Here is a 1,357-nt window from a genome sequence, read left to right as displayed (position 1 = left end):
ATAATTTAATAATTCCTAAGGATAACATGTTGCGCCAAATCAATGAATTGGTCGACTTCTCGTTTGTGTACGAAGAATTAAAAGAACGTTACTGTCTGGAAAATGGTAGAAATGCCATTGACCCGATTCGAATGTTTAAATACCTGCTCTTAAAAGCGATCTTTGAGTTATCCGACGTGGATATTGTTGAGCGCTCCCGATACGACATGTCGTTCAAATATTTTCTGGACATGGCTCCTGAAGATTCAGTCATCGATCCCAGTTCCTTAACGAAGTTTCGCAAGCTGCGGCTGAAAGATTTGAATCTACTGGACATGCTCATTGGGAAAACGGTAGAAATTGCTGTCGAGAAAAACATTATCAAAAGCACAGCGATCATCGTAGATGCCACGCATACGAAAGCCCGTTATAATCAGAAATCCCCACGAGAAATCTTGCAAGATCGTTCCCGGAAATTGAGAAAAGCCGTCTATGCCATCGACGAATCCATGAAAGTAAAGTTCCCAGCGAAAAACACAACCGATGTACTCGAAAATGAGATCGGCTACTGTCAAAAACTCATTCACTTTCTTGAAACGGAGTCTGGGATTGCACAATTGCCGAAAATCATGGAACCACTAAATTTGCTGAAAGAGACGGTTGAAGATGACTTGGAGCAGCTTCGTATCTCCGCAGACCAAGATGCCAGGGTAGGTCACAAAAGTGCAGACTCTGCGTTTTTCGGTTACAAAACACATGTGGCGATGAGCGAAGAACGAATCATTACGGCGGCCATTGTCACAACAGGAGAAAAGAATGACGGGAAGCAATTGCAGACATTGATCGAAAAGAGCAAGGCAGCAGGTATGGAAGTACGTACCGTTATCGGTGACACGGCTTATTCAGAGAAGGATAACATTGGTTACAGCAAAGAAAACAACATCGAGCTAGTATCGAAGTTACATCCACAGATTACGCAAGGTGGACGCAGCCGAGAGGATGAATTTGAGTTTAACAAAGACGCGGGTTTGTATGTGTGTAAGGCCGGTCATATGGCGATAAGAAAAGCGCGGCAAGGGAAAAAAGGCGTTGGGAAAAACCAAACCGATACCTACTATTTTGATGTAGAGAAATGCAAGCGATGTCCGTTCAAAGAAGGATGCTACAAGGATGGAGCGAAAAGCAAAACGTACTCGGTAAGCATAAAATCCGATGAACACACGGAGCAAATGGCATTTCAGGAAAGTGAGTACTTCAAGGAGAAGTCCAAAGAACGCTACAAGATCGAGGCGAAGAATAGCGAACTTAAGCACAGGCACGGGTATGATGTAGCCACTTCCGCGGGTCTATTAGGTATGGAACTGCAAGGGGCAATGGC

The 1,357-nt window shown here is 44.1% G+C and carries 1 protein-coding gene; it reads left to right on the top strand.

Annotated features, from left to right (window positions below):
* Nucleotides 1-1,357 (top strand): IS1182 family transposase (locus tag G519_RS0138265; protein ID WP_029199018.1); only part of this gene is annotated, 1,357 nt, incomplete at both ends.

Origin of the sequence: Paenibacillus alginolyticus DSM 5050 = NBRC 15375 (assembly GCF_000422905.1) — a bacterium.
Taxonomy (GTDB): Bacteria; Bacillota; Bacilli; order Paenibacillales; family NBRC-103111; genus Paenibacillus_E; species Paenibacillus_E alginolyticus.
This window is presented reverse-complemented; position numbering and strand designations above follow the sequence as displayed.